Annotated in this window: 19 protein-coding genes (1 of these 19 cut by a window edge); 6 read left to right on the top strand and 13 right to left on the bottom strand. The window is 51.9% G+C overall.

Annotation, left to right across the window (positions count from 1 at the left end):
- Positions 1-7: 7 nt before the first annotated feature.
- The 4 genes from AC6I7T_RS18660 to AC6I7T_RS18675 all read right to left on the bottom strand — a co-directional run bounded on the left by AC6I7T_RS18660 (position 8) and on the right by AC6I7T_RS18675 (position 2,527).
- Positions 8-988 carry a DHH family phosphoesterase gene (locus AC6I7T_RS18660; RefSeq protein ID WP_497788971.1) on the bottom strand — a complete coding sequence of 327 codons (981 nt, stop codon included), beginning with the start codon at positions 986-988 and terminating at the stop codon, positions 8-10.
- Positions 985-1,374, bottom strand: a complete 390-nt coding sequence (gene rbfA, locus AC6I7T_RS18665; RefSeq protein ID WP_497788973.1) for a 30S ribosome-binding factor RbfA — start codon at positions 1,372-1,374, stop codon at positions 985-987. The genes AC6I7T_RS18660 and rbfA overlap by 4 nt, the downstream gene beginning before the upstream one ends.
- A 64-nt stretch (positions 1,375-1,438) precedes the next feature.
- Positions 1,439-1,735, bottom strand: coding sequence for a DUF503 domain-containing protein (locus AC6I7T_RS18670; RefSeq protein ID WP_497788974.1), 297 nt, complete (start codon positions 1,733-1,735; stop codon positions 1,439-1,441).
- Between the two features lie 183 nt (positions 1,736-1,918).
- Positions 1,919-2,527, bottom strand: coding sequence for a TetR/AcrR family transcriptional regulator (locus AC6I7T_RS18675; protein WP_497788975.1), 609 nt, complete (start codon positions 2,525-2,527; stop codon positions 1,919-1,921).
- Between the two features lie 79 nt (positions 2,528-2,606).
- Between AC6I7T_RS18675 and AC6I7T_RS18680 the strand changes: the two genes are divergently transcribed.
- Genes AC6I7T_RS18680 through AC6I7T_RS18690 form a run of 3 tightly spaced genes read left to right on the top strand, consistent with a single transcriptional unit; the run spans position 2,607 to position 8,462 of the window.
- Positions 2,607-5,771: an efflux RND transporter permease subunit gene (locus AC6I7T_RS18680; RefSeq protein WP_497788976.1), complete on the top strand. Its 3,165-nt coding sequence runs from the start codon at positions 2,607-2,609 to the stop codon at positions 5,769-5,771.
- A gap of 25 nt (positions 5,772-5,796) precedes the next feature.
- Positions 5,797-6,996: an efflux RND transporter periplasmic adaptor subunit gene (locus AC6I7T_RS18685; RefSeq protein WP_497788977.1), complete on the top strand. Its 1,200-nt coding sequence runs from the start codon at positions 5,797-5,799 to the stop codon at positions 6,994-6,996.
- Positions 6,993-8,462 (top strand): efflux transporter outer membrane subunit, encoded by a 1,470-nt coding sequence (locus tag AC6I7T_RS18690; RefSeq protein WP_497788978.1) that lies wholly within the window; start codon positions 6,993-6,995, stop codon positions 8,460-8,462. The genes AC6I7T_RS18685 and AC6I7T_RS18690 overlap by 4 nt, the downstream gene beginning before the upstream one ends.
- 141 nt (positions 8,463-8,603) lie before the next feature.
- Here AC6I7T_RS18690 and AC6I7T_RS18695 read toward each other — a convergent pair whose 3' ends face one another.
- From AC6I7T_RS18695 to trxB, 8 genes are all read right to left on the bottom strand, one after another.
- Positions 8,604-10,043, bottom strand: a complete 1,440-nt coding sequence (locus AC6I7T_RS18695) for a sodium:solute symporter family protein (protein ID WP_497788980.1) — start codon at positions 10,041-10,043, stop codon at positions 8,604-8,606.
- Between the two features lie 163 nt (positions 10,044-10,206).
- Positions 10,207-10,509 (bottom strand): DUF167 domain-containing protein, encoded by a 303-nt coding sequence (locus AC6I7T_RS18700; RefSeq protein WP_497788981.1) that lies wholly within the window; start codon positions 10,507-10,509, stop codon positions 10,207-10,209.
- Positions 10,506-11,222: a YggS family pyridoxal phosphate-dependent enzyme gene (locus AC6I7T_RS18705; RefSeq protein WP_497788983.1), complete on the bottom strand. Its 717-nt coding sequence runs from the start codon at positions 11,220-11,222 to the stop codon at positions 10,506-10,508. The genes AC6I7T_RS18700 and AC6I7T_RS18705 overlap by 4 nt, the downstream gene beginning before the upstream one ends.
- Before the next feature lie 57 nt (positions 11,223-11,279).
- Positions 11,280-12,773: a pyridoxal phosphate-dependent decarboxylase family protein gene (locus tag AC6I7T_RS18710; RefSeq protein WP_497788984.1), complete on the bottom strand. Its 1,494-nt coding sequence runs from the start codon at positions 12,771-12,773 to the stop codon at positions 11,280-11,282.
- Between the two features lie 268 nt (positions 12,774-13,041).
- Positions 13,042-14,175, bottom strand: a complete 1,134-nt coding sequence (locus AC6I7T_RS18715; RefSeq protein WP_497788985.1) for a tetratricopeptide repeat protein — start codon at positions 14,173-14,175, stop codon at positions 13,042-13,044.
- Entirely contained in the window at positions 14,147-14,770 is a 624-nt protein-coding gene (locus AC6I7T_RS18720; RefSeq protein ID WP_497788987.1) for a tetratricopeptide repeat protein, read from the bottom strand. The genes AC6I7T_RS18715 and AC6I7T_RS18720 overlap by 29 nt, the downstream gene beginning before the upstream one ends.
- Positions 14,771-14,837: 67 nt before the next feature.
- Complete coding sequence (locus AC6I7T_RS18725; protein ID WP_497788988.1) at positions 14,838-16,556, bottom strand: tetratricopeptide repeat protein; 1,719 nt, start codon at positions 16,554-16,556, stop codon at positions 14,838-14,840.
- Positions 16,557-16,840: 284 nt separating this feature from the next.
- Positions 16,841-17,773, bottom strand: a complete 933-nt coding sequence (gene trxB / locus AC6I7T_RS18730; RefSeq protein ID WP_497788990.1) for a thioredoxin-disulfide reductase — start codon at positions 17,771-17,773, stop codon at positions 16,841-16,843.
- A 309-nt stretch (positions 17,774-18,082) separates the two neighbouring features.
- Here trxB and AC6I7T_RS18735 point away from each other — a divergent pair, with 309 nt between their 5' ends.
- On the top strand, positions 18,083-19,540 hold the full coding sequence (locus AC6I7T_RS18735; protein WP_497788992.1) for an NAD(P)/FAD-dependent oxidoreductase: 1,458 nt from the start codon (positions 18,083-18,085) through the stop codon (positions 19,538-19,540).
- Positions 19,541-19,631: 91 nt separating this feature from the next.
- Here the strand turns inward: AC6I7T_RS18735 and AC6I7T_RS18740 are convergent, their stop codons facing one another.
- Complete coding sequence (locus tag AC6I7T_RS18740; protein ID WP_497788993.1) at positions 19,632-20,573, bottom strand: branched-chain amino acid transaminase; 942 nt, start codon at positions 20,571-20,573, stop codon at positions 19,632-19,634.
- 187 nt (positions 20,574-20,760) lie between these two features.
- Here AC6I7T_RS18740 and AC6I7T_RS18745 point away from each other — a divergent pair, with 187 nt between their 5' ends.
- Complete coding sequence (locus tag AC6I7T_RS18745) at positions 20,761-21,444, top strand: MarC family protein (RefSeq protein WP_497788995.1); 684 nt, start codon at positions 20,761-20,763, stop codon at positions 21,442-21,444.
- A gap of 328 nt (positions 21,445-21,772) precedes the next feature.
- A protein-coding gene (locus AC6I7T_RS18750; protein ID WP_497788996.1) for a M48 family metallopeptidase crosses the window boundary here: on the top strand, positions 21,773-22,661 show its 5' portion. The gene runs 551 nt beyond the window's last position; the window shows 889 of its 1,440 coding nt (coding positions 1-889); its start codon is at positions 21,773-21,775; its stop codon lies beyond the right edge, outside the window.

Here is a 22,661-nt window from a genome sequence, read left to right on the forward strand (position 1 = left end):
AATCTGTTCAAGCAACATCGGAGACCACGGTGGCGACTGCCCTCCGTAATTCGGTGAGGATCCGCTCGGTAGCCGTCTGCAAAGGCAATTTAATATTGCAGCCACTGGCCGAATCGTGGCCTCCGCCGCCGAACAATTCCGCAATCTTCGCTACGTTGACATTGCCTTTGCTACGGAGACTGAGACGGACACTATGGTCCGGCAACTCGCGTAAAAAGACCGCTACTTCTACCCCGGAAATACAGATGGCGTAATTTACCACTCCTTCACAGTCTTCTTCTGCCGCACGGGTCCGGATCATGTCCTGATGCGTGACCCAAAGCCAGGCGATCCGGCCTTCTCTTTGCAACGTGGAGAGGGCCGAGCCCAGAAGAAGCATCTTGGACATGGGGTTGGAAAAGTAGACGTTCTGAGCAATTGCAATGGGATTCGCGCCAAGTTCCACCAGCCGCTGGGCCAATTCAAAGGTCCGGGCTCGCGTTCCCTGGTAATGGAAGGATCCGGTATCTGTGAGCACGGCTGTGTAGATACACGTCGCCATCGCCTCCGTTATGCGAACTCGGGCCGCAACGGCAAGATCGTAGATCAGCTCTCCTGTGGCGCTGGCCTCACGGTCAATCCAATTGAGGTCGGCAAAAGCCTGACCACTCGTATGGTGGTCGATATTGATCAGGAAACGGCCTTCCAGGCCCTTCAGGCCCGTTCTGGCTGTTCCGTCGCACTCCAGGAGCAATACCGCGTCGTATTGTCCCTCGACGTTGGAGACGAGACGTACACGATTCACTCCGGGTAGAAATCGATAAATGAGAGGCACTCGATCACTGGAGAAGACATCAACCTGTTTCCCCAGCTGATCCAAGAGCATGGCGCAAGCCAGCATGGAACCAAGAGCATCTCCATCCGGTCGCGCATGTGAAACAACCAGGAATCGATGTCCAGAGCGTAAGGTCTGAAGAATTGCGTCGATGGTATGCCAATCTTCCATCATTCGCCGCTTAAGCCCGCTTTCTCCTTTTGGCGTTTTTTTGCTCTGCCAAGCAATTCGTCGATCCGGCTCTTCATCTTTTCCGACCGGTCGATGTGGAAGGTCAGATCCGGCACATGGCGAACTCCCATGCGCTCGAGCAGCTCATGTCTGATATAACCGCGCGCGGCTCCCAAGGCTTCGATGGTCTGTTCTTCTTCCTCGGTACCGCCATCAACTGCAACATAAACGCGAGCAGATTTCCCGCCCGGGTTGATCTGCACTTCACTTACATAGGCGAAGCTGATGCGCGGATCGGAAAGCTCACCTTCAATCATGGTGCCAATTTCTTCACGCAGAGTTTCTGCGACTCGGTCTTGGTGGTATTTACGTGCTCTCACTTCCGGCATTGTTTTGTCCTCGGTAAAACCGTCTAGAATAGCAGACGACCGGGCGGACGGGAAGGACACTTTCTCAGTCTTCGAGATATTGCCAGTACGAATCCGCCAAGGTGGCACCTAAGTCATTGGCCATCCGTGCGGTAGCTCTTTCCACCTGCTCCATTAAGCCGGAAAGATAGTCCCGGGAACGGGAAACGGCTGAGATCCCAAGCGTTGCCGAACGCCAGGTAACGGCTTCGTCAAGTTCCGATACGGAAACATTGAATCCTTGGCGAAGTTTGTCTTTGATAGAGCGGACAACCTGTCTGCGGTCTTTGAGCGATTGTGCATGCTCAATGTGGAGTTCGATCGTGAGTAACGTAACAGGCATCTTGTCTCTTTGTTGCTACGACACGTGAGAAATATATCAGCCAGACTGTTCTCAAGAATTTTACATAGCCGATAGTATTGAGAGACAGCCTGAGCTGGTTTGTCCCTGGGCTGGAACATGTGGAAGCCATCGGTATCTTGAAAACGAGTCCGGAGTGACCTCTAACTTAGGTTGATAGCAGGCTTATTTCCTGGAGGGAAGTCCGTTTAGCAGAATCTTGAGAAGTTTCTCTGCATAGGATGCGCTTAACCGGTTGCGCTGCACCATTAAGACAAAATGTAACGGGCCATACATTGCATCGAGCACTGTTTCGATATCGAAATCCTTAGGTAACTCTCCCGTGCTTTGGAAGCGCAAGAGCGCTGTCCTCCATAGGTCGCGGCGAGGCTTGAGCCAGTGCTTGATATAAGCCTCGTGTACCTCCGGAGCCACCTGTGCAGCTGCGATGACCGCTGTCATGAGCCGGCCATTTCGTCCGCTCATCGCCTTGATGAACTGACGGATGTGACCAGTGATGAATTCTTCAAGAGTGTCTGCCGCCTGCATCGGCATTTGAGGAGAGAGCGTTGCAACGAACGCGTCAATTACGACGTGCTCTTTATTAGGCCACCAACGATAAATAGTAGCCTTGCTGGTCCCAGCACGCAGCGCAATTGCATCGCAGGTAAGGTTGAGGAAACCTTCTTCGATCAGAAGATCGATAGCTGCCTCTTGAATACGGGCGCGAGTAGCCTCGTCCCGCGGCCTTCCAGGTTGCTTCGCTGAACACGGGTTGGATTGACACGCCCTCATTCTTGACTCGATAGGATATCATTAGTAATAACGAAACGAAACAGTTCTGTTTCTATATGGATGAGGTCACGATTCCTTTATGTGGGTTGTTCGGCTCGCGCTTGCACGTCCTTATACTTTTATTGTTCTAGCTGTCCTGATTCTGATTGCCAGCCCGGTTGCGATCGAGAGGATGCCGACCGACATCTTCCCAAACATCGATATTCCAGTTGTAGCTGTGGACTGGACCTACACCGGTCTTAGTCCGGTCGAATTCGAAGGCCGCATTGTTTCTCTTTATGAGCGCAGCCTTTCGACGACGGTGAACGACATTGAGCACATCGAATCCCAGACCCTCAATGGAAAGTCAATTGTTAAGGTCTTCTTTCAGCCAAATGTAAATGTCAATACGGCAATTGCCGAGGTGACCGCGATTTCTCAAACGGTACTGAATCAAATGCCCAAAGGCATAACGCCTCCGCTGATCATTAGTTACAACGCTTCTACTGTTCCGATTTTGCAGCTATCGCTATCGAGTCCAACTCTTTCCGAGCAGGAGTTGGGCGACTTAGGCATGAACACTATGCGTTCGCAACTGGCAACGGTTGCTGGAGCCGCTGTTCCGTGGCCATATGGCGGCAAGAATCCTCAGATCATGGTTGACCTCAATCCTGCGCTGATGCAAGCCAACAATGTCTCTCCTCAGAATGTGTTGAGCGCACTGACTTCGCAAAGTCTGATTCTGCCTGCAGGTACAGCGAAGTTGGGACAGTATGAATACAACGTGGATATGAATGGAAGTCCACAGACAGTGCAGGAGATCAGCGACCTGCCGCTGAAGGCCGTTAATGGCACGACTCTTTATATGCACGATATCGGAAGCGTGCGCAGCGGTTTTGCTCCTCAGACCAGTATCGTTCGACAGGATGGAAAACGCGGCGCTCTGCTCATCGTCTATAAGGCAGGTAATGCTTCCACTCTGGATATTGTTAGCGGTATTCGCAAACTACTGCCGACCGTAGCGGCGATTCTTCCCAAGGATTTGAAGATTACTCCGATTGCAGATCAGTCAGTCTTTGTCCGTGCAGCTATCAGCGGCGTAATTCGTGAAGCGCTTCTTGCCGCATGTTTGACGGGGATCATGATTCTCGTCTTTCTGGGCAGTTGGCGCAGCACCCTTGTGATTGCCATTTCCATTCCTCTTTCGATTTTGAGCTCACTTCTAACCTTGGCTGCCCTGCATGAAACGATCAACACAATGACGCTGGGTGGTCTGGCTCTTGCTGTGGGTATCCTGGTGGACGATGCGACGGTTGTAATCGAAAATATCGAGCGGTACCTCGAGCAGGGAATGTCGTTGCACAAGGCGATTCTTGCCGGTGCCTCGGAGATCTCGATTCCCGTCTTGGTATCGACTCTATGCATCTGCATTGTGTTTTTGCCGATGTTCTTCTTGAGTGGAGTGCCACGCTATCTATTTGTTCCACTGGCAGAGTCGGTAGTCTTCGCAATGTTAGCTTCATACATCCTGTCTCTAACTCTGGTGCCGACGCTTGCCCAATATATTCTTAAAAAGCACAAGGATGCGGAAGAGGTCGAGATTCAGAGGCAGAGCTGGCATCCCTTCCGCAGCTTTCAACAGAAATTTGCACAAAGTTTTCAGGCTCTGCGTGGCGGTTATTCAGCTCTTCTTGCAACATCGATTCGGACAAGAAGGGTCTTCCTTCCGGGCTTCCTGTTTTTCTTTCTTATTCTGTTTTTGCTGATCCCCTGGTTAGGACAAGATTTCTTCCCCAGCGTAGATTCGGGGCAGATCAAACTGCACATGCGTGCACCTACAGGAATGCGTATCGAAGAGACTGCAAAGATATGCGATGAAGTTGAGCGGGAAATTCGGCAGGAAATTCCGACGCGAGATTTGGATGGAATTCTGGACAATGTTGGCCTTCCGATCAGCCCAATCAATCTGACGTATAACAATGCGGCTCCTATTGGCAGTGGTGACGCTGACATTATGATCAATTTAAAGGAGCACCATAAGCCGACAGAGAAGTATGTTTCACTACTCAGCGACCGCTTACATCAACAGTTTCCAGATATTACTTTCTCCTTCCTGCCTGCGGATATGGTGAGCCAGATTCTGAACTTCGGCATGCCTTCTCCAATTGATGTTCAGGTTGTAGGTCCGAACTCTGAGGCAAATCGAGTCTTTGCCGATTCTCTGCTGCAACAGCTGCAGCATGTTCCTGGGGCTGCGGATCTTCGCATTCAGCAAGCTTTCAATCAGCCTAAGTTACATTTCCAGGTTGATCGAAGCAGGGCTGCCGAAGGTGGATTCACTCAACAGGATGTAGCGACCAATCTACTGATTTCACTGAGCGGAAGTTTTCAAACGACACCGACCTACTGGCTTAATCCGAAGAATGGTGTCAGCTATAACCTCGTCGTTCAAACTCCGCAATACCGTATCCAGAATGTCAACGATCTTAGAAATATTCCTATTAGTGGAACGAATGCGCCTCAACCTGGAATCCTGGCGGACGTTGCCTCGATGCAAAGGTCGAATGAGATGGCGGTTGTTTCCCACTATAACGTCCAGCGCGTCATTGATATTTATGGCACGGCACGTGGTCGCGATCTGGGTGCCGTTGGGCGTGATATCCAAAGAATCGTAGAAGCTAACCGTTCCAAGCTCCCCGTGGGCAGCCGCATTTTTGTTCGTGGACAAATTGCAACAATGAAAGATTCTTATATCAGTCTGATTGGTGGGCTGGCATTCTCCATCGTTCTTGTCTATTTACTAATGGTGGTCAATTTTCAGTCCTGGCTCGATCCATTCATCATTATTACCGCGCTTCCCGCGGCGCTGGGCGGTATTGTGCTGTTTCTCTTTGTCACGCATACGACGCTGAGTGTACCGGCTCTAATGGGCGCGATTATGTGCATGGGAGTGGCGACCGCCAACAGCATTCTTGTTGTGGCGTTTGCCAGAGACAAGCTACATGAGACGGGTAGCTCGGTGACTGCAGCTCTCGAAGCCGGTGCAACCCGCTTTCGTCCGGTACTGATGACGGCATTGGCCATGGTCATTGGTATGGTTCCGATGGCACTGGGCCTGGGAGAAGGCGGTGAGCAGAATGCTCCTTTAGGACGCGCAGTCATTGGCGGCCTGATCTGCGCCACTATTGCTACGTTGTTCTTTGTCCCAGGTGTATTCAGCCTGTTGCATAGAAACTATCAGCCTTCCGCTCCGCGCGAAGAGTAGATCCCGGAACGTAACAGAGAGACTTTTGAAAGAGATCGATATGGAAATGCCGAATCATCAGAATGACAGCGAACACCGGACAATGGGAATGTCGAAAACAAAGTCCTTGTTGATTTGTCTAGTTAGCGGAGCAGGATTTCTTGTTTTGCTTATTGCCTACGGCATTCACAGCCGTGTCCATGCCGAGGCTATGTTGGAACATGCTACGGAAGCAAATGCGGTGCTGCGGGTGCGGACCATTCAGCCTAAGCTTGGCTCACCATCTGAAGAGCTTGTGTTGCCGGGTAACATGGAAGCCTTTACCGATACTCCGATTTATGCGCGGACAAATGGATATCTCAAGCGTTGGTATGTAGATATTGGGGCACATGTAAAGGCTGGGCAACTGCTCGCTGAGATCGAGACTCCGGAGATCGATCAGCAGCTACGTCAGGCGCGCGCACAGCTATCAACCGCGCAAGCCGACAGCCGGCTGGCAAAATCAACAGCAGAACGCTGGAAGAACCTGCGCAAGACAGATTCGGTATCGCCGCAAGAGGCAGAGGAAAAGACCGGAGTTATGGAATCCAAGGCGGCGACAGAGGATGCTGCCCGCGCAAATGTCCGTCGGCTCGAGCAGATGCAAGGCTTCCAAAAGATCTATGCGCCGTTTAGCGGAGTGATTACTGCCCGCAATGTCGATATTGGAGATCTGATCAACGCTGGAAGTAATGGACCAGCCAAAGAGTTATTTCATTTGGCGGCAATCCGGCAGATGCGTGTCTATATTCAGGTTCCTCAGCTGAATGCACGCTCGGCCATGCCTGGAACGCCGGTGGAAATAGCCCTGCCGGAAGCCCCCGGCAAGATGATCTCCGCACACGTGGTACGGACCTCGAACGCAATGGATCCTTCCTCCCGAACATTGCGGGTAGAAGTCGATGTAGATAATGCAAATGAAGCGCTGGTTCCTGGCGAGTATGTGCAAGTTCATCTAAAGCTGGACGCCCCTTCTAATTCGTTGATCGTTCCGATTAATGGAGTACTGTTTCGCTCGGAAGGTATCAGCGCAGTTGTGGCACATGGAGATCATGTGGAGTTGCGCCCAATCACCATTGGCCGCGACTTTGGCGATGGATTGGAAGTGACTTCCGGATTGTCCCCCAGTGATCGCATTGTCATCAATCCTCCTGATTCCATTGTCTCCGGGCAAAAGATTCAGCTGGCCCAGGCGGAAGCACAATGATGAAGTCTCCGATTGTGGTGCTTGCAATTACTGCCAGTTTTTGTGCGGGATGCAGGGTGCAGCCAAAATATGTTGCTCCCAATGTGCCAGTGCCTCCAGCCTATAGGGAAGGAACTCCGGCAGTTGCTTCTGGATCGAGTGGCTGGGCGCAGGCCAATCCTGAGGATGCCTGGGCAAAGGGGAACTGGTGGGAGATTTACGGCGATCCTGAATTGAATGCTCTGGAACAGCGTATAGATGTCAGCAACCAATCGCTGAAGGCTGCAGCGGCACGATTCGTCCAAGCGCGTGCGCTTGTTCGTGAAAACCGGGCTGCCGAGAAACCTTCGGTCTCTGTGGGAGGATCTATCGCACGTGATCGTTTATCTCGAAATAAAGGAAACCCTCCGGCGGCTGCTCAGACCGATTTTGGAGATTTTGTTTTAAATGCATCTGCTTCCTGGGAGCCGGATCTCTGGGGGCGCATTCGTACAATCGTGAACGCGTCTGTGCAAAATGCTCAAGCCACAGCTGCGGATTTAGAAAACGTGCGCTTAAGTCTTCATGCAGAGCTGGCTGTCGACTATTTCGCTTTGCACAGTATCGATAATGAGAGAAAGGTCTTATCCGATTCTGTTAGTGCCTATCAGAAGGCATTGGAGCTTACCCAGCATAGATATGAAGGTGGAGTTGCAAATCGTGCAGAGGTTGAGGAAGCACGTACGCAATTGGAATCCGCTGGAGCTCAAGAAGTTGATCTAGAGAATGCTCGGACTCAATATCTGGACGCGATAGCAGTACTTACTGGACAGTTGCCGGAGAACTTTTCTATTACTGAGAAGGTTCAGGAAATGACACCGCCTGCAATTCCTGTTGGTGTGCCTGCAGAGCTGCTGCAGCGGCGGCCGGATATAGCGGCAGCAGAACGGAGAGTGGCCGTGGCCAACAGCCAAATTGGCTTAGCTCATACGGCCTATTATCCGCAGGTAATCCTGAGCGGAGTGATTGGCTTGCAAGGCCGAAGTCTGGAGAAGTGGATCGCCGGCCCCAGCCGTTACTGGGCGGTAGGTCCGTCATTATCGGAGACTCTTTTCGATGCAGGAAAGCGTCGAGCAGGAGTAGCACTGGCGAACGCCAATTATGACGAAGTGGTCGCCGATTATCGGCAAGATGTTCTGACAGCTTTTCGTCAAGTAGAAGATAATCTTGCCTCGCTCCGCATTCTGGCCGATGAGTCGGAGCGCCAGCAACGAGCCGTGAATGCGGCACGGAGTGCTGAAGCACTGTCTCTGAATCGCTATAAGGGTGGAATGGTTACTTATCTTGAGGTGATTACAACCCAAAATGCACGTTTGCAGAATGAGAGAGTTGCCGTAGGAATCCAACGTCGGCGGATGGAAGCCAGTGTGCAGTTAATTCGTGCTCTGGGCGGCGGTTGGAAGGAGAGTTCTTTGCCGAAGCCTGCTGCGATAGCAGCCTCCAAGTAGGGCGGCTGCTATCGCCGGAAGTATAGAAAATAAAGCGCCATATATTCCGATCGCGATCTGGCCGGAATATATGGCGGCGGAGTACTTTGTTATCCCCTCGTTGCTGTAGGTACGGCTTACCTGGCGCTTGTATGCAAATGCCTATGCGTGATCGGCAAACTGGTCCAACTTTTCCTGTCGGGGTGGCTTCGTGGACAGACTCACCAGAATCAAACACAGCAGAGCCGCAATCAACGCCGGAAAGATAGCATCTCGCTGTGCAATTACAGCTGGGACCTGATGCTTAACAAAGGGAAGATCCCAGCAGATTGTGACGGCTGTTCCAACCGCAATTGCAGAAACCGCTCCAGCGGAGGTTGCTCTTCGCGAATAAAACGCTGCAAGAATGACCGGAGTGAGCGCAGCGGAATAGACAGTGTAGGCATAGAGCATTTTCTCTAGAACGCTTTCTGCTCCGATTGCCTGATAGAGCGCCCAGATGCCTAGGAGCACGACGACGAGACGAGAGACGATCAGGATCTTCTTATCCGAGGCGTTGCGATTGATATAACGCGAATACACGTCGTTTACTAAGTTCGTCGCAGGCGAGAAGAGATAATTAGAGGCTGTCGAAATAATCTTTGCGAAGACTGCGCCGAGAAGTAGCGCTCCCATAAATGTGGGCATGCCGTTACGCGCTGTGTAGGGAATGATCTCGCGCGGGTGTTTAGCCACTTCACCTGTCGGGAACAGTGCCGATCCGATAACGGCAATAGCGACAATAAGTATCTCCAGCACAAAAGTTCCGGCAATCCATCCGACGACTGCGTTGCGTGCATCCTTCTCGTTTCGGGCTGAGAAGAACTTCTGGTACATGTTCTGATTTCCCAGCATGAGCAGCATTGTCGGAATTAGGAATTCAAGCGCACGCGTGAGCGTCAGACTCCCCAATACCTGAAAATGACTGGCCGGAAGAGCCGCATGTAAGCCATCCCAACCGCCAACCCTCGAGAGGAGCATGGGAACGGATGCGAGACAAATCACCGTCACCATCGATCCAATCAGAACGTCCATGTAGGCGACTGAGGCCATACCTGCAATTGCCGTAAAGACGATCACAAAGCAGGCGATGATGTACATCCCAAGAGTCGAGGTAATTGTGTTTGGAAAGATCAGGTGGAGAATGTCACCACCACCGCGAATCTGATAACTGGTGATCCCCGTATAGGCAAAGAGAATGGCAATGGTTCCCAAGACTCGGGCTGTTTGGTTATATCGGGCTTCCAACAGATCAGGGATGGTGAATTGAGCAAACTTCCTGGCTCGTGGAGCGATGAAATAAATCGCCAATAGCCCGATCCAGCCACCGGCAGGCTGCCATAAAGCCGCAAAACCGTTGCGATAAGCGTTTTCTGCTCCGGCAAAAAGGGAGCCGGCTCCGATCCAGGAGGTGAGCAGAGTAAAGACAAGAACGACTGCAGGCAAGGAGCGGCCGGCAACAAGATAATCGGCTTTAGTCTTGACCTTGCGGAGTCGTGAAAGAGAAGCAACCAACAGGCTGAGAACAATGACGCCCAGAACTGCAGCGTAGAGATTGGTCATGCGTTTTCCTTCAGTTTGGGCGTTCTATGACGTTTTTGCGTTTCTGCATCCTCGTCAATACTGAGTCTTGGTATTTTGCAAAAACGCCATCAAGGAATTCGATTTCCATCGAATGTAATTACAAGGAAGTGTAATGCAGAATACGCTGGAAGCGAATAGAGAACTACTCAACAGGGACTAATCCTTCAAGAACAGGCAGCAATTCTGCAGCTGTGCGTCCTGCTACTGCCACGACTTTTGTTCTGGATTGTGCTCCGGTGATGACTTGTACTGACGACCGCGAAACGTGAAAGAGATCTGAGAAGAATTCAATCAAAGCCTCGTTGGCTTTCCCTTCGACAGGTGGTGCGGAGAGAGCAATCTTCAAGGCTGTTCCCATTACACCAGTGATCGCGGTCTTGCGAGCACGGGGATGAACACGCACTTCCAGGGTAGCTCCTCGCGTTGTATCACGTATCGGGATCATTTCGAGTAATCTCTGGCTCCAAACAGAGCCGTGCCAATGCGAACCCGGGTGGCGCCTTCCTCAATTCCTACCGCGAAGTCCCCGGACATTCCCATGGAAAGAGTGGCGAAGTTCAGCCGGGGATGCTTGGCTGCGAGTCTATCGCGCAACTGCCGAAGCTGCTGGAAGTAGGGGCGTGCCTGTTGCGGATCTTCTGAATACGGCGGTACAGTCATGAGCCCTTGCATTTCGATATGAGGGAGGTCCGGAAGGTGCTCAAGTAGTTCGTTCAGTTCGTCAGAATCAGGAGCCAGACCTGTCTTGCTCTCTTCATGGCTCAATTTGATTTCGATCAGGACTGGGAGCTTCCGATTGAGCTTGGAGGCAGCTTCCTCCAGCCGCGTAGCCAGGCGCAAAGAATCCAGCGCGTCGATGCCCTGAAATATCTCGGCAGCGCGCGTTGACTTGTTTGATTGGAGGTGCCCGATCAGATGAACCTGAAGCGGCAGCTCTCTGAGCTGCTCAACCTTCTGCTGGTACTCCTGTACTCGATTTTCCCCGAAAAGTATAAGTCCGGCCTGATATGCCTCACGCAGTGCTTCAGCCGGATGGGTCTTGGAGACCGCCATGAGTTGAACTTCCTCAGGAGAACGATTGCATCGGCGGCAGGCTGCGGCAATCTGTTCCTGTATGTGTGCGAGATTGGCTGCGACATTCGGTGTGGTTGTACTCATGGTGAACGGCTTGATAAATCCCGAAGCCCTCTTTGTACAGTTTACAGTCCTGCCAATCTACTCGGGTTCGACCATATCCAGAAAAACTGTGCGCCCGGTTGATACAACATCGGAGGCCAGGGCATCGAAGTCTTCCATCTGGCTGCGGTGATTCACGTTTGCGATGCGTATCGCATATTCGCCGTGGAGGGTGGTTCCGGAAACGACGTATTTCCCTGACTCCTGCAACCGCAGCACAATCTCACGATTGATTCTGTTCAATGTCTCGATGTCGCATATTGCTTGCGGACGGAATCGGAAGCAGACAACATTTATGGCGCGTGGTGCCATAAGTTCCAGTTCTTTATCTGCTTCTATTAACGAAGCCAGATGAGCAGCTTGTTCAACGTTCTGTTCGATCAAGGCTGCATAGGTGGAAACGCCGTAAGTCTTGAGCGACATCCATACCTTGAGGGCCTTGAAGCTCCTGGTCAATTCAATGCCTCGGTCAGAGAAGACAATTCCACCAGCCAGCATTCCACGTTCTGTTGCTTCCAGATAATTCGCAGGAGTTGCAAAGGCGGCCTTGTGGGTATCGGCATCGCGAATCAGGGCGCAACCGACATCGAAGGGGAGCGACATCCATTTATGTAAATCGAATGCCAAAGAATCTGCTGATTCCATTCCCTCCACCAGGTGCCGGTAACGAGGCGAGACGGCCAGGAGTGCTCCGAAGGCTCCATCGACGTGAAACCAGAGATCCTCCTTCTTGCAGAGCTCTGAGATGGCTGGAAGGTTATCGATTGCTCCGATATTGACTGTACCCAGATTCCCAATAACTGCGATGGGCCGATGTCCCGCATCGCGGTCGGACTGAATGGCTGCGTCTAATGCTGTGAGATTGATCCTGCCTTTGGAGTCCACTGGAATTCTGTGCAGCGAGCGATTTCCCAGTCCAAGCAACTCCATAGATTTCCGTGCCCACATGTGGGTTGCGGTCGAGGCATAAACGACTAGCCGTGGATGTTGCCCTTGTAGGCCTTCTTCGCGCACGTCAAAGCCAGCCTTGGCATGGCGGGCTACTGCGAGCCCTGTCAAATTTGCCATTGTGCCACCGCTAGTCAGGATCCCGCTGCTGCCCTCAGGCATGCCCATAAGCTTGCGCAGCCATTCGAGCACTTGCTCCTCAACCAACGTTGGAGCTTGATTTCCGCCTGCAAGATGAGCATTGATGCCGGAAGCCAGCATATCGGCAAGCATCGCCATGGGCGTGCCATTCCCTCGCACCCATCCCCACGCTCGTGGATGGCGGTTCCCACTGGTATAGGGAAGAACATTGGTCAGGAATTCCTGATATACGGATTCCGCCGCTTCGGGATCTATTGGTAAAGGCTGGTGCTGTAGTGCAGAGCGGACATCGTGTGGCAAGGGTTGCCAGGCGGCTTGCGTTCGAAGAGTGGAGAGGTGGTCGAAGATGTCGTCGATCATGCGATGACCAAGAGTACGGAGTTTGTTCCAATTCTCTGGATCAAGCGTTAGTTCGCGAATCTCAGACTCGGTAAGTACCGGCATCGCGCGGAAACCTCGCAAGATGAGTTAAATATCAGGCGAGGCCACCACAAATCCCTATGCGAAGGGGCAACGCAGGAATCGAACGAAAGATCGTGTCTTCCGTCATCCGGTCAAACCCCACGCATATGAAAGCGTGTAAAGGAGCCGACGTCTGGGTCCACGGCCCCAAAAGGAGGGCTCGCAGCGCCAAGACTAAGGATAAATGAATTAGCAAAAGAAAACAGCGCTGCTCGAAAAGTGGCAAATCAAATTGAAAATGAAGTTCGCTTCATTTATCTGCTCGGGATTTTGATAAGGCTGAAAGCTCCTGGACAACCTGTTGCACAACCTTGCTCCAGTCCCCGAGGGCATCTTGCCGGAATATCCGGATAGAGGGATACCAGGGACTGTCTGTACTTTGAGAAAGCCAGCGCCAATCCGGGGTGTAGGGAAGCAGGAGCCATACCGGTTTGCCCATGGTTGCGGCTAAATGTGCGACTGCTGTATCGACTGAGACGATCAGATCCAGTTTCGCAATCTCTTTGGCCGTATCAAAAAAGTCCTCCGCTTTCGAACAGAGATCGGTGATTGGGAATTGGTTTTCGAGAGAAGACGTCTGTGCCAGTGCTGGTCCTTTAAATACAGAGAAGTAAGAGATATTGGGAATCGCTTTGAGCTGCAAGAAAGTACTTAACGGGATAGATCGCCTTCGATCGAAACCATGATCTGGACTGCCTGCCCAGACAAGACCTACCTGCAAGCTCTTATTCTTCATAGAGGTAGATCCGGCAGAAGTATCTACAAACGAGGGCAAAATCGCTGGAGCTGGAATACTGTCGAGAGTAGTGCCAAAGACCAAAGGCAGACTCATCAATGGACAGTGCGCATCGAATTCCGGCAATGGGTCTCCATAGACCACGATCTGCGCTATTCCTGGAATTCCTGCCAGCAGACGTTGGAGTGGCTCGCGCATTTCAAAGACAATCTCTGCTCCAGAGGCTTCTGCTGCCATCGGAATATAGCGTGCAAACTGGATGGTATCGCCAAATCCCTGCTCTGCATGCAGTAGTAGCCGCTTCCCAGGCAGCTTCTCCCCTCGCCACAGCGGCTGAGAGAAGTTTCTCTTTGGTGAGCGGAGGCTATCGATTTTCCAGCGCCATTCGTGTTCTCTCCAGCCTTCCGGATATTCACCATGCAATAGCAGAGCTAAGGCAAGATTCCAATGAGCATCGGCATAATTGGGCGAGAGCTCGGTTGCTTTACGCAGAAGCGCAATGCCCTCTTCTTCTTCTGCTGCTCCGGTAAGAGAGAGTGTTCTCCCTAAGTTACTTAATGCTTCCGGATAGTCGGGCTGGTGCTTGAGTGCCCTACGGAAGCATTGCGTAGAATGGAGATCATCCATGCCATCGAGGATTGCACCCATTAGATTCCAGGCTTCTGCGGAGTTGGCTTCCAATTGCAGAACTCGTTCTACCGTTGCTTTTGCTTCTGTGAAGTCGCCAATCTTCTGTGAAGTCGCCAATCTTTTGAAGAACAGAGCCAAGGTTTAGAAGTACTTCTGTGCTGTTGGGAATAAGTTGAGCTGCGATCTTGAGACTGAAGACGGAGGCCCTATAGTTCTTGAGCTCTTGCAAAACTAGCCCTAAGTTATTCCATGCCTCCCATAGGCTCTGATTACATTCGACGGCGCGACGAAGGGAATCGATGCTGGCTTGCAGGTCTCTTCTGCCGTAGTGCAGAAGTCCCAGGTTGTAGTGAGCATCGGCATAACTTGGGTTTAGCCGGATTGCTTCCCGATAGCATCCTTGTGCTTCGTCGTATCGCTTCAATCTGGCTAGAACATTCCCTAAGTTGTTGTGATAAGTCGCTTCGGAAGGTTTGATCTTGATTGCGGCGCGGATCAGCTTCTCCGCCAGTTCTGTGTGTCCGCTTTGATACTCCACAACTCCGCGAGAATGCACTGTATCAGGATCTTGTTCGGCGGGCTTAGGAATGGATGGTTCGGAAGACTTCCGCATAGGAAAGTCTCCCTCCTGATTTTGTCTTGGGTCTTGCATCGGATATTGGTTTCCGACTGAATTTTGTTTATAGCGTTGCTGTCGATGATGGGTACACATCCAGCCGAGGCAAATTCGTGAATTCGAAGGGTGCGTAATTGTTCTTTGCCGCTAGTATAGAAAGCTCATTAGCAACTTCTGCAATTACCGAATTCCAGTCTCCAATTGTCTTTTGTCTGAAGATCTTTGCCGTGGGATACCAGGGGCTGTCCTGGCGGTTATAAAACCAGCGCCAATCGGGACGGAATGGGAGCATGATCCATGTAGGCTTTCCCATCGTTCCGGCCAAATGCGCTACAGCCGTATCCACGGAGATAACCAGATCCAGGTCCGTGATCTGCCGTGCCACATCGATAAAATCTTGTGCCGTGGAGCAAGCATCGATAATGGGGAAGTAAGGAGCTACTTCTGTAATTTGAGCGGTTGCCGGCCCCTTGAGCAGCGATACGAACGATACCCCGGGAATTCTTGCCAGCGGTGCCAAGAGTTGAAGTGGCATTGAACGCTTGTGATCCAGCCGATGTCCAGGACTTCCGGCCCACACCAATCCCACGCGTAAACTTCTCCTCGAAGAAATCCGGGCTGGTATTGAGCACGTGAATTGAGGGATTGCCACAGGTGCTGGAATCGTATCTACAACCGTGCCTAATACCATCGGCAAGCTCATTAGTGGGCAATGCACATCGAAGGGAGGAAGTGCCTCTCCTTCGGAGATGATTTCGTTAACCCCAGGTATGCCTGTCAGCAGCTTCTTTAGTGCAGGTTGCACTTCCAGAGTGACCTTGGCTCCATAGCGCGCAAGCATTGGGAGAAAACGCACAAATTGAATTGTGTCGCCGTGGCCCTGCTCTGCATGAACAAGAAGCCTCTTCCCTTCCAGGTTTTCCCCTTTCCATTGTGGTTGCGGGAAATTGCGTTTCTTTGACGGGAAGCTAGGCGACTTCCATCTCCACTCGAATTCCTTCCAGCCCTCGGCGTAATTGCCATTGAGAAGATAGAGGAGAGCGAGATTAAAGTGAGCTTCGGCGTATTCGGGGTTGTATTGTAGCGCTCGCTGTACGCACAGCATGGCTTGTGGTTCGAGATTGTCGTGGAGAACCAATCCTAAGGTGTTCCAGGCATCAGGATAGGTGGGACGTAGGCGAATAGCCTCGTCCAAGTGTGCGATTGCAGCTCTATAGTTATCAACTCGTGATAAGGCGTTGCCCAGGTTGGCATGTCCTTCTGGAAATTCCGGATCGAGTTCGAGAGCTTTTGTAAATGCTGCAATCGCTGCCTGGTAATTTTTCATATCCATCAGTGCAACGCCAAAATTGTTCCAGGCGTCGATGTTCTGAGGATTGGTTTCTGTGGCCCGGCGAAAAGAATTAGCGCTATCTTGGAGCCTGCCCTTGAGGTAGTACATCTTGCCGAGGCGCAGATGTGCTTCGGTATAGTCCGGCTGCAGCTCTATTGCTTTTTGAAAGCTGGCAAGTGCATCGTCGATACGTCCCACGTTCTCTTCAACAACGCCCAGGCTGTTATAGAAAAAATGCCATGAGGGGTTGATCTTGATAGCTTTTCGAATTAGCCGGATCGCTGTTTTATGATCCCCGCCCTTACTAGCTACCAGGCCTAGCAAGTGATAGGCATCAGGCTGCTTGGGACACTTTTCGAGTATGGCATTGCAGAGTCGCTCTACCTCGGGGAAGTTTCCTTCCTTGTGATGCTGAAATGCAGAGGCCAGCGCTGCCATAGGATCGAACATGAATCAAGCTTCTCCTATCCCTTCAAAATGATTCTTTAAGGGTAGAGTGCTTATCTGCAGCATGAGGGGTGAATTGGAGACACCAAAGTTTGATCTGCCGAAAAGGGAATTACTTCCCGTTTTGGCGGTGGAAAGAATGTAAATTCGGGAGACTTGTAATCTGAATGGATACGAATGCCCAACTATGATTCGTCGTAGCTTCCGAGAATCATGTTGGGCATCCTGTGAAATTGGCTCTGACCGGTTTTGGCTAGCCGGGCTTTTGCTGCCTGCTGTTTGGTCTTTTACCTTCCTTGCTCTTCGAGGAACTTTTCCACTTCCAGAGCTGCCATACAGCCTGAGCCTGCTGCTGTAATTGCTTGACGGTAACGACGGTCCTGCACATCACCGCAAGCGAATACACCCGGAACGCGCGTAAAGACGTTGTTTTGTGTCTTGATGTATCCGTCTTCGTCGAGGTCTATTTGTCCGGCAAACATTTTGGCATTGGGCTCATGTCCGATGCCGAGAAACATTCCGCTAACCGGCAGGATGCTTTCTTCGTTGCTGACGACATTGCGAAGCCGTAGTCCCTTGACCTCTTTTTCTTCTATGCCGAGAACTTCTTGCACCGTGGTATTCGTCAGCATTTGAATCTTCGGGTGATTCATTGCACGGTCTGCCATGATTTTCGAAGCGCGGAAGCTATCTCTGCGGTGAATCAGCGTGACCTTGGAAGCAAAGCGAGTCAGAAAGAGCGCTTCTTCCATAGCAGAATCACCGCCGCCGATTACGGCAATTTCCTTGCCTGTGAAGAAGAAACCATCGCAGGTTGCACAGCTCGAGACTCCATGTCCGATTAAGGCTTCTTCTGACGGAAGACCAAGCCAACGAGCTGAAGCTCCGCTGGCGATGATCAAGGTACGAGTCAGAATCTCTTCCTTCCCGATATTCAAAACAAACGGACTCTTTGAAAGATCTGCAGAGGCTAGGTGCGCCATGCGGAACTCGGCTCCAAAGCGCGCAGCCTGCTTTTTCATGTTGTCGATCAAGTCCGGGCCCTGGATGCCTTCTGGCCAGCCAGGAAAGTTCTCAACCAGGGTTGTAATCGAAAGTTGCCCCCCTGGTTCATGACCCTCCAGGACGAGCGGGTTAAGGTTGGCACGGCTGGTGTAAATTGCGGCGGTCAGGCCTGCACAGCCCGATCCCAGGATGACGGTATCGCGAATGTCTGGCATAAAAGGTTTCTTTTCGATTCTACTCAACCTTCCGGCAAAACTGTGTAACCGAACGAATTCAGGACAACAGATGCCGTAGTCCTTCCATTCGATTCTGCTGCCCCTTCGCCAGAGAAGGGTTAAGTCTTCTTACTCCTGTTGTTTCAGGAATGTACACACTTTGGAGATGCACCGAAAATGGTGCTAAGTCCGAAGAAGAGAGCTGTATCTTTTACCGCTACCGCTGCATCTTTGAAGTAGAGAGGAAGGAATGTCGAGTTCTTCCCAAGAAAGGCTCTATGGCTCCCCTCCATATTGCCGGAGGTTAACGTGGATAGCGACGCACAGAAGAAAACGATCCAACTTGTACGCCCGGGAGCAGATGGACGGCGACCGAGAGTTCTCATCTTAGGCGGTGGATTCGCAGGAATTCATGCTGCCGAAGGACTGGCAAAACTTCCCGTAGATGTGACTCTGGTAGATCGCCGGAATCACCATACATTCCAGCCGCTTCTGTATCAGGTGGCCTTGGCTGTACTCTCTCCTGCAAATATTGCCCAGCCTATTCGCGCTATATTTCGAGGAAAGAAAAATATCGAAGTATTAATGGATGAGGCAATCGGATTCGATGTCGAAACACGTCGGGCCCGGATGAAGAGCGGTGTCGAGCTGGAGTATGACTATCTGGTAGTTGCTACTGGAAGCACTCACTCCTACTTCGGAAAGGACGAGTGGGCCCAATACGCTCCCGGTCTGAAGACTATTGAGGATGCTACCGAGATCCGGCGTCGCGTACTTCTCGCATTTGAATTAGCAGAACGCCAGATGCTGGAAACTGGAACTCACCCACCGCTGAATTTCGTTGTCATTGGCGGCGGTCCGACGGGCGTGGAACTGGCTGGAGCTATTTCCGATATCGCAAAACTCTACATGCGGCACGATTTCCGGCATATCGATCCTGCTAAAGCCCGTGTTCTGATCCTCGAGGGTGCGCCAAGGATTTTGGCGAACTATCCGGAGGATCTTTCACAGAAGGCGGTAGAACAGCTGAATCATCTAGGCGTCGAAGTTCATACCGGAATGCATGTAACCGATATTGGTCCCGGATATGTAAAGATTGGTGATCAGCGTCTGGCTTCCGTTGTGACACTTTGGGCCGCCGGTGTGCAGGCCTCTCCTTTGGGGGGATTGCTCAAGGTTGAGACAGATCGGCGTGGATGTGTGCTCGTAAATGAACATCTGAATCCTAAAGGGCATCCTGAGATTTTCGTCTGCGGCGATCTCGCACATTTTGAGCAGGATGGAAAGCAAGTTCCAGGAGTAGCCCAACCGGCGATGCAAATGGGCGATCATGTTGCACGGATGGTTGAAGACGATCTGCACGGAAAGCCTCGTTCCAACTTCCGGTACTTCGATAAAGGCGATATGGCGACCATTGGACGCCAATCCGCGATCGCAAAGGTGGAGTGGCCATTTAAGGCTCACTGGAGCGGTTTCCCGGCTTGGATGACTTGGCTTGTCGTTCACATCTATTTCCTGATCGGATTTCGTAACCGTTTGGCTGTCTTTTGGGAGTGGGCCTGGACATACTTCACTTTTACGCGTGGTGCGAGGTTGATTACAGGCGATCAGAATCTTGTCGGATGGAATGAGCAGGAAGGCGCAGTGCCCCAATCGATCTCCGGCACTCCGCTGGATATGACATCCCCGAGTGCAAGCACCCATAAACACACGGTTACAACTCCGGAACCGAACGCACCGATTCCTCGTCAAGCCGCAGTGCGTTGAAGAGGGAGAGTCTCCTAATCTTGAATGGTTCTAAATACAAAGGGCACATCTCTAGTCTGAGATGTGCCCTTTGTATTGTTTGCAGATCTTGTTAAACCGAAATTGCCGTGTCGGCTGTTACCTTCGTAGGCGTGAGCCAGCCAAAGCGATCGGGCTTCAGTCCATTAGCGATTCCAAAGAATTCGTCGGCAATCTGCTTTGTGACCTGTCCTGTATTCCCGTCGCCAACCAGAATGCGATCAACTGACCGAATCGGAGAGACTTCAGCGGCTGTTCCCGTAAAGAAGACCTCATCGGCGATGTACAGCATCTCGCGTGGCATTGCCTGTTCCACCACAGGAATGCCGAGGTGACGAGCGATGGTAAGCACCGAGTCGCGTGTAATGCCGGAGAGAACGGAGTGTGCTAGCGGCGTGGTGTAGATGACACCATTGCGGACGATAAAGACGTTCTCGCCGGAACCCTCGGAGACATAGCCGTTAACGTCCAGCGCAATGCCCTCGGCGTAGCCGTTTGCGTCGGCTTCCATGCGGATCAGCTGGGAGTTCATGTAGTTCGCGCCCGCCTTAGCCAAAGATGGCATCGTATTGGGAGCGAGGCGGTTCCATGAGGAGACGCAAACGTCTGCGCCACCGTGACCGGCGATGTATTTCCCCCAGGGATAGTTGGCGATGAAGACTTCGATTGGCGAGTTCTTCGGATTAACGCCCAGCTCTCCATAGCCGCGCAGTGCGATGGGGCGAATGTAGCAAGGAGCGACGCCGTTCGCTTCAACAAGGTCAACCGTAGCGCTGCATAGCTGATCGAGGTTGTAGGGTAGCTCCATGCGATAAATGCGCGCTGAATCTAGCAGTCGCTGCATATGTTCGGGCAGGCGGAAGATTGCCGATCCGTGGGGTTGAGCGTAGCACCGAATCCCTTCAAAAACACAGGAGCCATAGTGGACAACATGGCTCATAACGTGAATCTGGGCTTTGTCCCAGGGGATGAGGGTACCGTTATGCCAGATCTTTTCAGTAGGTTGAATGGGCATTGTTTTGAAGACTCCTTGCCAAATAACAGAGAGAAACCCAGATTACCGCTTTCGTTATGACAGTGTCACGTGAAAGCGGTCATGGGGTGCCCTTTCGGGCAGCTTTGCGCTTTCTTAGATGGAACAGAAAGTGTTCATCAGACAGAGGTAGCGTAGTGAGAGGGAGTTGGGATAAGGTCACAGTGAGATGCTGAGCACGGCAAGTTCTGCACTGAACGAACTGCACTCAACCTACGTCCGATTTTCGCTTCTGGCGCTGAGTTCGATTTTCTTTCTCGTCGACCCGTTCGCGATGTTGCCATCGTTCCTGGCCATCACCAGCGGTGCCGATACGAAGAAGCGCCGGCGAATGGCCTACCGGGCGTCGCTTACCTGCTTCCTCGTCCTGACAACATTTGCCCTGGCAGGCAGGTTGATCTTTCGTATGTTCGGTATCACCTTGCCTGCATTTGAAATTGCCGGGGGCTTGATTCTGCTGCTTATCGGCCTGGACATGCTTGAAGCGAAACGTTCTGCCACGCAGGAATCCTCTGGAGAAACGGTGGAGGCGGTGTCGAAGGAAGATGCCAGCATCGTTCCCCTCGGTATCCCCATGTTGGCCGGCCCCGGCGCTATTTCAAGTGTCATGGTGATCGTTGGACAGGCCTCCTCTCCCTGGCAGATGGCAGCCATATTGGCTGCCATTGCGGTAACGGCCTTGGCCAGCTTTGCGATTTTGTCGGGAGCGGATCGTGTACAACGACTGTTGGGCGAAACCGGGATTCGTATTCTGGTGCGTATTATGGGCTTGTTGCTGGTTGCGCTCGCCATGCAGTTCTTTGTTAACGGATTGACAGATTTGGGCTTGATCGCAAAGCCCTCGGGGCTCTAGCAATTAGCTTTTAGCTGGCAAAAGAAAGCGGGTTCGGCGTGAGCGTTCATCAAAGAAAGTGAGTCCTTCTGTAGAGGAAGTTCCGCCAATCTGACAGAGATTTGGTTGAGCCTTTTCGATCTTGGATGTAGATCGACAATTGACTATACGGGGATATTCCAGGGCAAGGATCAGAGCCGGTATGTCCATTGTTGATAAATGATTTGAAAAGAAATGTTCTTGGTACAGAACTGAATCAGCTACTCATTGCGTATGAAGAGATGTCGGAGATCTTTCGACCTTTGGTTGTGCGATGAGAGACAAAGAGCTTAGGAGCATCGGTCGAGTGGTGCAACGGTACAAAAGCTTCAGTGCGGCAATACTTGCCGCAGTAATTATCTTGAGTGGGCCCCTCGCTGAGGCTCGCTATGAGCCTCAACCATGTAGAAATGCCTTCAGTCCCGAACGCGAAATCCAGGAAGGACAGAAGGCCAAGGCAGAGGTTTATAAGACCATGCCTGTTCTCCCGGATTCCAGTCCGATTACCCAATATGTTCAACGGCTTGGGGCTAAGCTGGTTCAATTTGCACCCGGGGATAAATGGCCGTACGAATTCCATGTTGTGAATCAGGCAGAGATCAACGCCTTCGCTCTGCCGGGCGGGCCGATCTTCGTTAATTTGGGGACAATCCAGGCTGCCGGAACGGAAGCGCAGCTGGCCGGGGTGATGGCCCATGAGATTTCTCACGTAGCCCAGCGGCATTCCACCTGTAATCTCACCAAGCAGCAGACGCCGAGTCTTCTGGCAGGTCTGGGGCAGATGGCCGCTGGAATCTTCCTGCCCGGGTCAGCCGGGGCTCTAGCCCAAACAGGGATAGGAGCCATCGCCGGATTCAGCTTCTTGAAGATGTCCCGCGACGCAGAGAAGCAGGCCGATCTGATGGGGACCGATATTCTTTATGACACCGGATACGATCCGCGAGCCATGCCACAGTTCTTCGAGGTGATTGAAGGAAAATACGGCAATGGAGGCGCGCAGTTTTTGAGCGACCACCCTAATCCGGGCAACCGCGTCGATTACGTGCAAGCTGAGATAGATTCCCTGCCTCCCAAGGCTCATCTGCAGAAGACTTCAGCGGAATTTACCTCGATTCACAAGCAAGCGGAAGGGATGCACGCCTATACAGCTCAGGAGCTTCAGTCCGGAGCTTGGAAGAAGGAAGCGCCTAACGCTTCGG

This window comes from Humiphilus diazotrophicus, from assembly GCF_059726315.1.

What these genes read in the sequence shown, in the direction of transcription:
- AC6I7T_RS18660 (WP_497788971.1), bottom strand. Translation starts at nt 988, where the DNA reads ATGATGGAAGATTGGCATACCATCGACGCAATTCTTCAGACCTTACGC.
- rbfA (WP_497788973.1), bottom strand. Translation starts at nt 1,374, where the DNA reads ATGCCGGAAGTGAGAGCACGTAAATACCACCAAGACCGAGTCGCAGAA.
- AC6I7T_RS18670 (WP_497788974.1), bottom strand. Translation starts at nt 1,735, where the DNA reads ATGCCTGTTACGTTACTCACGATCGAACTCCACATTGAGCATGCACAA.
- AC6I7T_RS18675 (WP_497788975.1), bottom strand. Translation starts at nt 2,527, where the DNA reads ATGAGGGCGTGTCAATCCAACCCGTGTTCAGCGAAGCAACCTGGAAGG.
- AC6I7T_RS18680 (WP_497788976.1), top strand. Translation starts at nt 2,607, where the DNA reads ATGTGGGTTGTTCGGCTCGCGCTTGCACGTCCTTATACTTTTATTGTT.
- AC6I7T_RS18690 (WP_497788978.1), top strand. Translation starts at nt 6,993, where the DNA reads ATGATGAAGTCTCCGATTGTGGTGCTTGCAATTACTGCCAGTTTTTGT.
- AC6I7T_RS18695 (WP_497788980.1), bottom strand. Translation starts at nt 10,043, where the DNA reads ATGACCAATCTCTACGCTGCAGTTCTGGGCGTCATTGTTCTCAGCCTG.
- AC6I7T_RS18700 (WP_497788981.1), bottom strand. Translation starts at nt 10,509, where the DNA reads ATGATCCCGATACGTGATACAACGCGAGGAGCTACCCTGGAAGTGCGT.
- AC6I7T_RS18705 (WP_497788983.1), bottom strand. Translation starts at nt 11,222, where the DNA reads ATGAGTACAACCACACCGAATGTCGCAGCCAATCTCGCACACATACAG.
- AC6I7T_RS18710 (WP_497788984.1), bottom strand. Translation starts at nt 12,773, where the DNA reads ATGCCGGTACTTACCGAGTCTGAGATTCGCGAACTAACGCTTGATCCA.
- AC6I7T_RS18715 (WP_497788985.1), bottom strand. Translation starts at nt 14,175, where the DNA reads ATGGGTGCAATCCTCGATGGCATGGATGATCTCCATTCTACGCAATGC.
- AC6I7T_RS18720 (WP_497788987.1), bottom strand. Translation starts at nt 14,770, where the DNA reads ATGCGGAAGTCTTCCGAACCATCCATTCCTAAGCCCGCCGAACAAGAT.
- AC6I7T_RS18725 (WP_497788988.1), bottom strand. Translation starts at nt 16,556, where the DNA reads ATGTTCGATCCTATGGCAGCGCTGGCCTCTGCATTTCAGCATCACAAG.
- trxB (WP_497788990.1), bottom strand. Translation starts at nt 17,773, where the DNA reads ATGCCAGACATTCGCGATACCGTCATCCTGGGATCGGGCTGTGCAGGC.
- AC6I7T_RS18740 (WP_497788993.1), bottom strand. Translation starts at nt 20,573, where the DNA reads ATGCCCATTCAACCTACTGAAAAGATCTGGCATAACGGTACCCTCATC.
- AC6I7T_RS18745 (WP_497788995.1), top strand. Translation starts at nt 20,761, where the DNA reads ATGCTGAGCACGGCAAGTTCTGCACTGAACGAACTGCACTCAACCTAC.